This window comes from Acetobacter sp. AN02 (assembly GCF_029759835.1).
Lineage (GTDB): Bacteria > Pseudomonadota > Alphaproteobacteria > Acetobacterales > Acetobacteraceae > Acetobacter.
The window spans coordinates 1-7,442 of the sequence record NZ_JAJJND010000104.1 but is presented as its reverse complement, the minus strand read 5'-3'; the positions used below and the strand labels follow the sequence as shown (position 1 = coordinate 7,442).

The following is a 7,442-nucleotide window of genomic DNA, read 5'->3' as shown; positions in this document are numbered from 1 at the left end:
CGAGCAGAGGCATCGCGTAAAAAATCCCGTTCCACGAGAAGCTCGCCTGTCTTCGCGTGCAGTTTCTCCACATCAGCCGTACTGACCGGGAGCTCAGACACCCTTTTTCCGGAAAAGGTCGCTGCCATCCCCTCGATCGCCTGCCGTTTCCATTGAGCGATCATCGTCTGATGCACGCCATGTTTCGAAGCCAGTTCCGCCAGTGTCAGTTCCCCACGGATCGCTTCCAGGGCAACCCGTGATTTGAACTCCGCCCCATACCTCTTGCGCGTAACTTTACCCATCAAACCCGTCCTCTTTCAGGTCGGATTATAGCTTATTGCCCTGTCCAAAAAATGGGGTCCACCTCTCCTCAAAACTCCCCCAGCCCGCAGACAAATAAAAAAGGGCCCTCCGAAGAGAGCCCTTTCGCACATACCGGCAGTATCGCGCCTCAGGAGTGAGGACGACCAGCCAGAAGATCGCGGATTTCTTCCAGCAGAACCTCTTCACGCGTCGGCACCGGTGCAGCAGCCGGAACCTCATCAGCCTTCTTCTTGTAAAGAGAGCTGAGAACCCGGACCATCCAGAAGACAATGAACGCGGACAGCAGGAACTGGATCACGGCGTTGAGGAACAGACCGTAATTGATCGTGACTGCACCGGCCTTCTGGGCCTCTGCAATGGTCTGCGTGACCGGGCCCTTCAGCGTGACATACATATTGCTGAAGTCGATGCCGCCGATCACAAGACCGATGAGCGGGTTGAAAACGTCCTTGACGAGGCTGTTCACGATTGCGGTGAACGCCGCACCGATGATCACACCGACGGCAAGATCAATAACATTTCCGCGCATGATGAATGCTTGGAAATCGGCAACCCATCCAGGAGTACGAACTTTAGACATGGAACCCTCAGCTGAGTGAATGTTTCACCCGCCTTATCTCTTCGTGCAACCCGTTTTACAAGAGGAATGTCATCTCTTCCCATGTAAAGGAGTAAGATTATTTTATCTCAGGCTCAAAAAAGTCACACATTCGCTAAAATAATGTCATCTTTACAGGCCGGATATAAAAAATATCCCTGCCTTATATCGATTTTTCCGTTTATACCTTTGCATCCCGAAGAATATGCGAGCAGTATTCGCGGGTAACATCAACTGTCATTTTCAGAGGTATTTCCATTCGTGAACTGTCAGTTTCCGAAACCTCCGCCATTTCCGGCGGCGCAACCTATAATTTCACGGTGAACCTGGCCGGTATCGCCCAGGCCGCTTCCTACGCAGCCGCCCGCGCGGAGCGCAACGTGACCCGCGCCATTACCGATGTCGGTTCCGCACTGTCCCTGAACACAACGGATCTGCTGTCCGATATCTCAAAAGCATTCAGCAGCTTCCAGACGTTCCTCAAGAACGACTTCACGAAAGTTCCCGTGGAGATCAACGTCACCAGAGGCCACATTTCGTAAGAAGTTTACGGACAAAGTGACGTCAGCGGGCCGGAAAGAGACACTTTCCGGCCCATTTCATATCCGGGGCATCTATTTCGCCCGGACCCAGCCTTTTTCTTCCTGGCGCCAGTAGGCAAGCTCATGACCGGCCGCCCTGGCCTCTGTCCACCGGCTTCGCGCATCGGCAACCGCCTGCCCGTCCTGGCCGTCAAACAGATCGAATATCCTTGAAAACGATGAGTTATGCGGCAGACGCCGCCCGTCCATCAGGAACAGGAACTCCGCACCGTTGGGTACATCCTCCCCGCCGGTCAGCCAGACAGGCTGACGCTCCGGATATTCCGCACCGGTCGCGGCATGAGGCAGCCAGACAGGATCACTGACTTTCCACAACGCCGCATCCAGAGCCTTCACTCGATTCGGATCACCGCACCAGACAGCCGCACGATGCCCTGCCCCCAGCGTCCGGCCGAGAAGCGCCGGAAGAGCCTCTTCCGGCGCACGCCGCAGCAGATGATAGAAGGCGTAGGCCGCCACCTTCAGCCTTCGCAGCTCTGTCGCACGAGACGATCCAGAAGCCGCACGCCAAAGCCCGTCGCACCCTTCACGGTGCCGGTCCCGGCCTTGCTGGCCCAGGTCGTCCCCGCGATGTCCAGATGCGCCCAGGGCGTCTCCCCGGTAAACCGCTTGAGGAACTGCGCCGCCGTGATGGAGCCCCCGGCACGGCCGTTGCCGATGTTCTTCATATCGGCAATGTCGGAGCGGATGTGCTGGTCATAGGCATCGCCCAGAGGCATGCGCCACAGCAGCTCACCCGATTCCTCTCCGGCCTTTTCAAGATCCTTCGCAAGCCCGTCATCACTCGCAAAGAGACCGGCCCGCTCATGACCAAGCGCAACAATGATCGCCCCGGTCAGGGTCGCAAGATCAATGATCGCGCGCGGCTTGCAATGCTCGCGCACATACCAGAGCAGATCAGCCAGAACGAGACGCCCCTCGGCATCCGTGTTCAGCACCTCGATCGTCTGCCCGGAAGCACTTTTCACGACATCGCCCGGACGCTGCGCCGTGCCGGACACCATGTTCTCAACCAGGCCGATAATCCCGACGGCGTTAACCTTCGCCTTACGCCCGGCCAGAGCCGCCATCAGCCCGGTCACGACGCCCGCGCCGCCCATATCCCATTTCATATCTTCCATACCGGCCGCAGGCTTGATGGAAATACCTCCCGAATCGAACGTCACGCCCTTGCCGACAAACGCCACCGGCGCGGACCCATCCTTCGCCCCGTTCCAGCGCATGATGACAGTCCGGGGTGCGTTCGCGCTGCCCTGGGCAACACCAAGCAGCGCCCCGAAGCCGAGCTTTTCCATCGCGGGCTGATCCAGCACCTCGATCTCAAGGCCCAGAGCAGCCAGCCCGGACGCACGTTCGGCAAACACGACCGGAGACAGGACATTGGCAGGCTCGGACACCAGATCACGCGCCAGCGTCACGCCGCGCAGCACCGGCTCCCAGTCCGCCCAGTCCTGGCGCAGCGCATCCGTCCTGGCCGAGACGATCTCAAGCCCTGTGATCTTCCGCTTCCGGTCTTTCGATACCGTGCGATAGAGATCAAAATCATACAGCGCGAGCTGAGCCCCAAGCACCGCATGCACCGCCAGAGTCTCAGGCAGACCGTCCACAGCCAGCGCAGGCTTCTCATACGTGGTCAGCTGCAGCGCCGCAGCACCGCCCGCACTCTCGGCCCGTGCCGAGGTCAGGTCCTGCCCCTTACCCAGACCGGCCAGCACGACAGCGGTAAATTTGCCACCCGGTGCCAGAACCACACAGGTCTTGCCATGCGCGAAGGTGAAGGACGCAGCCTCCGCCGCGCGACTGAGCGCACCGCCGGTCAGACTGTCCGCCTCACGGAACAGCGCGCTGCGCTCCCCGTCCTCTTTTTCCAGCAGGGCCAGCGTACCGCCTGCAGCCGCATCCGCCGCCTGAAAACTGAGATCAACCATCCGCAACGCGTTCCTTTCGGGCATATTCTGAACCTGAGGGATACATCCTGGACAGTCCGCTGACAAACCATGACCAATACGGTATGACCGTGCTCATGACAGCCGCCATTCCATCCGACCAGGACCTTCTCGCCCTTGCGCTCCGCCTGTGCCGCGAGACCGCAGACATCATCAATGTCATCCGCGCGCGCGGCTTCGTGACACAGAAAAAATATGACCAGTCCCCGGTGACGGAAGCGGATCAGGAAGCAGAGCGGCATATCCTGAGCGCCCTGCGCGCCGCGGTTCCGGGCATTCCGGCCATCGGAGAGGAAGAGATCGCCGCCGGGATCAAGATCGCCCCGGGCGCACAGTACTGGCTGGTCGATCCTCTGGACGGCACACGCGAATTTGCCGCCGGGCGGGATGACTTCACCGTCAATATCGGCCTGGTCCGCGGCGATCGCGCCGTGCTCGGAGCCATGGCGCTCCCGGCCTACGGACAGTTTTATGCCGGCGGGGAAGGCCTCGGCGCAAAACGCTTTGATGCGGACGGAGAGCACGATATCCGCGCCCGGCATGTGCCTCCGGAAGGGCTGACCATCCTTGCCTCCCGTCATCACGGAGACGCCCCGGAACTGGCCCGCTTCCTCGAAGGCAGGCCCGTCGCCTCGCTGGGCAATATCGGGTCCGCCGTAAAATTCGTCCGCGTTGCGGAAGGTGCGGCGGATTTCTACCCGCGCCTGGGCCCGACGATGGAATGGGACACCGCTGCTCCTCAGGCCATCGTGGAAGCCGCAGGCGGCTGCGTCCTTGAATTCGACGGCTCCCCGCTGCGCTACGGCAAGCCGGAATGGCGGAATCCGAATTTCGTCTGCACCGGACTTCCCGACAATACACACCCGGACAAACGCATCTCTCCGGCAGGAACGTGACGGCACATCTTCTTCCAGACGCCGCCGGGACAGCCCGCGCGGCCCTTCTTCTCCGGACGGGATATCTCGTCGCCTTCGGTACCGAGACCGTCTACGGCCTCGGCGCGAATGCTGCGGATTCCGCGGCAGTCGCACGTATTTTCGCTGCCAAATCGCGCCCGCGCTTCAATCCGCTGATCAGCCATTTCCCGGACGCGGAACACGCCTTTCGCGAGGTCATCCCCTCACCTCTCGCGCAACGGCTTGCAGAGCGCTTCTGGCCCGGCCCCCTGACCCTCGTGCTGCCACGCCGCCCCGGCGGCACGATCTGCGATCTCGCCTGTGCCGGTCTGCCATCGGCCGCCGTGCGCGTCCCGGCTCCTGAAGCCATCCGCAGGCTTCTGGCCGAGGCCGGATGTCCCGTCGCCGCCCCTTCCGCCAATCCGTCCGGACGGATCAGCCCGACCACGGCGGACCATGTCTCTGACGGACTTGCAGGACAGGTGGATGCCATTCTGAACACCGGTCCGTGCGAGGTCGGAGTCGAAAGCACCGTGCTCGACCTGTCCGGAGATCATCCGGCCCTGCTGCGCGCCGGAGGCATCCCTGCGGCAGAGATTGAGGTGCTCACCGGCCCCCTCGCCCGCCCGTCCGGTCCCGCATCCGCCCCCGCCGCACCGGGGCAGCTCTCCTCCCATTATGCACCAGCCCTGCCCGTAAGACTGAATGCCACAGACGTTGCCGCCGATGAGGCACTGCTCGCTTTCGGCCCCGAACTGACAGGCGCCGGACTCGTGTGGAATCTGAGCCCGTCCGCCTCCCTCACCGAAGCCGCAAGCCGGCTGTTCTCCGGACTGCACTGTCTGGACCGGGAAGGCCGCCGCCTTGGTCTGAAGCGGATCGCCGCACAGCCTGTCCCTGAGGACGGCCTGGGCCTGGCCATTCTGGACCGGCTGACCCGTGCCGCCGCACCACGTCCGGACGGAGACGGAGTATGAGCAGCTTCGATCCCAAAGAGCTGAAAATCCTCTCCGACATCCTCGCCCTGGTTCTGGAGGATCAGGCCGGGCAGTCGGAAGCAGCGCTTGAGGCCATCCGCTCCCGCGCAAAACGGAACGGCACCACCGGCGGGGCGCTGAAAAACCTGTTCACCGCCATCGCTCCCGATCCGCCGAAAAGCCGGGCCTCCACCACCACACGCACCCGCACGACGCGCAGCGCCGCGGGCAACGCGGAAGTTCAGCAGGCCCGGCAGCAGATTCGAGAGCTGACGGAAGGGATGAACCGTCTCGACCGCGAACTGCGCGAGGCCCGGGCCAGTAATGCGTCACTGCGTGCGGAACTGTTCCTGACCCAGCAGGCCCGCGCGGAAATGCAGACCGAATTCATGAATACGCGCTCCTCCGCCGGACCGCGCCTGCTGCTGATCACTCTCTCCTTCATCGTCGGCTGTGCGACCGGCATCGCCACAACCGGGCTTTACAATGCGCTCTGGCCCGCCAGGCCCGTCGATAAAGCGATCTACCTCCGCTGACCTCAGCCTATTCCGGGAATCCCTGCCTATGTCCGCCTCTTTCCAGCTCCCTGCCGCGCTGCATGACAGCCTCTCCGCACTCCTGGGCAGCGCCGGATTCCTGACCGCAGAGTCAGACATGGCAGCCGCGCTGACAGACTGGCGCAGCCTGTTTCACGGCAGGGCCGCCGCCGTCCTGCGTCCGGCCGATACGGAAGAATGCGCGAAAGCCGTCGCCCTGTGCGCACAGCACGGCGTCCCGGTGGTGCCGCAGGGCGGTAATACGAGCATGGTCGGCGGAGCCACGCCCGACGAAAGCGGACGGGCCGTTGTGATCCTCACCTGCCGGATGCGGCAGGTCAGTGAGGTGGATTACGCTGATCTGACCATGACAGTCGGCGCCGGTGTCACGCTGAAGGCGGCGCAGGATGCCGCAGCCGCAGCCGGTCTGTTCCTCCCCCTGTCCATCTCGTCCGAAGGATCGGCCGAAATCGGCGGCGTGATCGCCACCAATGCCGGAGGCAACAACACGGTGCGCTATGGCAACGCACGCGAGATGGTGCTCGGCCTGGAAGCGGTCCTGCCCGACGGACGCGTGCTCAACCTGATGCGCCGCCTGCGCAAGGACAATACCGGATATGCCCTCAAACATCTCCTGATCGGCAGCGAGGGTACGCTGGCGCTGATCACCCGGGCCATTCTCCAGTTACAGCCCAAACCCGCACGGGTTGAGGTCGCGCTTTGCGCCGTGGCCGATGCCGTCTCCGCATTGCAGCTTTTTGCACGGTTCCGCCGGGCTGACCCCTCCTCCATCCAGGCCTTCGAATTCATGTCCGGCCAGTCCATGGCCCTGGTCAATGCACTGATCGACGGAGCCGCACTGCCCCTGAGCGAACCCGCCCCGGCCTATGTGCTGGTCGAACTGGCCAGCCCCAGAAGCGATGAAAGCCTCCGCACGCTGATAGAGGAAACACTCGGGGAAGCGGTTGAGGCCGGTCTGGTCAGTGATGCCGTGCTGGCCGAAAGCGAAGCACAGCGCCAGGGACTGTGGAAACTCCGGGAAGAGCATGCAGAGGCACAGAAACGTGCCGGAGCCTCCGTTAAGAACGATGTCTCCGTTCCGCTCTCCGCCATTCCCGCGCTGATCGAAGAGGCCACAAAAGCCTGCGAGGCTCTGATCCCCGGAATCCGCGTCGCGCCGTTCGGTCATATCGGCGACGGGAATATTCACTTCAATCTCGTGCAGCCCGCGCGGGGCATGGATCCCGGCGAGTTCCTGGCCCGCAGCCACGACATCATGGACACGGTGGCCGGTATTGTAAAACGGCTCGACGGCTCCTTCTCGGCCGAGCACGGCGTGGGACAGCTCAAGACCTACCTCATGCCGTCCTGGCGCGGCGGTGCGGAGCTGGACATGATGCGCAGAATCAAGAACGCGATCGATCCGGAATGTCTTTTTAACCCGGGTAAAATTCTGCCGACGGAGTGAGGTCGCGGCCCGTTTTAAGAAATTATTAAGGATTTTTTCTACGGCGTGTCGTCAGTTAAGGGCTGCTCGTGTGCCGTGAGTGTTGTACTTTCCGGCTTCCTGTGCAGACTGTT

9 protein-coding genes are annotated in these 7,442 nt (G+C 62.2%); 5 read left to right on the top strand and 4 right to left on the bottom strand.

The features are described from left to right. Both LOC54_RS10585 and mscL read right to left on the bottom strand, forming a co-directional pair. On the bottom strand, positions 1-287 hold a 287-nt coding region (locus tag LOC54_RS10585), incomplete at its 3' end, for a transposase (RefSeq protein WP_279313782.1). A gap of 146 nt (positions 288-433) precedes the next feature. Continuing rightward, the gene (gene mscL / locus LOC54_RS10580; protein WP_279313781.1) at positions 434-886 is read right to left on the bottom strand and encodes a large conductance mechanosensitive channel protein MscL; all 453 of its coding nucleotides are present in this window, start codon (positions 884-886) and stop codon (positions 434-436) included. A 338-nt stretch (positions 887-1,224) separates the two neighbouring features. On the opposite strand from mscL, the gene LOC54_RS10575 reads away from it, so the two are divergent. Continuing rightward, positions 1,225-1,446: a hypothetical protein gene (locus LOC54_RS10575; RefSeq protein ID WP_279313780.1), complete on the top strand. Its 222-nt coding sequence runs from the start codon at positions 1,225-1,227 to the stop codon at positions 1,444-1,446. 72 nt (positions 1,447-1,518) lie between these two features. Here LOC54_RS10575 and LOC54_RS10570 read toward each other — a convergent pair whose 3' ends face one another. Together LOC54_RS10570 and LOC54_RS10565 are read right to left on the bottom strand one after the other, a co-directional pair. Continuing rightward, entirely contained in the window at positions 1,519-1,965 is a 447-nt protein-coding gene (locus tag LOC54_RS10570) for a DNA polymerase III subunit chi (RefSeq protein ID WP_279313779.1), read from the bottom strand. A 2-nt stretch (positions 1,966-1,967) separates the two neighbouring features. After that, positions 1,968-3,434, bottom strand: a complete 1,467-nt coding sequence (locus tag LOC54_RS10565) for a leucyl aminopeptidase (RefSeq protein WP_279313778.1) — start codon at positions 3,432-3,434, stop codon at positions 1,968-1,970. A gap of 83 nt (positions 3,435-3,517) precedes the next feature. Between LOC54_RS10565 and LOC54_RS10560 the strand changes: the two genes are divergently transcribed. The 4 genes from LOC54_RS10560 to LOC54_RS10545 are packed head-to-tail and all read left to right on the top strand — an operon-like array spanning position 3,518 to position 7,329. Next, positions 3,518-4,348, top strand: coding sequence for a 3'(2'),5'-bisphosphate nucleotidase CysQ (locus LOC54_RS10560; protein WP_408740344.1), 831 nt, complete (start codon positions 3,518-3,520; stop codon positions 4,346-4,348). After that, entirely contained in the window at positions 4,345-5,325 is a 981-nt protein-coding gene (locus LOC54_RS10555) for an L-threonylcarbamoyladenylate synthase (protein WP_279313777.1), read from the top strand. Before LOC54_RS10560 ends, LOC54_RS10555 begins: the two co-directional genes overlap by 4 nt. After that, on the top strand, positions 5,322-5,861 hold the full coding sequence (locus LOC54_RS10550; RefSeq protein WP_279313776.1) for a hypothetical protein: 540 nt from the start codon (positions 5,322-5,324) through the stop codon (positions 5,859-5,861). The genes LOC54_RS10555 and LOC54_RS10550 overlap by 4 nt, the downstream gene beginning before the upstream one ends. Positions 5,862-5,889: 28 nt before the next feature. Beyond that, complete coding sequence (locus tag LOC54_RS10545) at positions 5,890-7,329, top strand: FAD-binding oxidoreductase (protein WP_279313775.1); 1,440 nt, start codon at positions 5,890-5,892, stop codon at positions 7,327-7,329. Positions 7,330-7,442 lie beyond the last annotated feature (113 nt).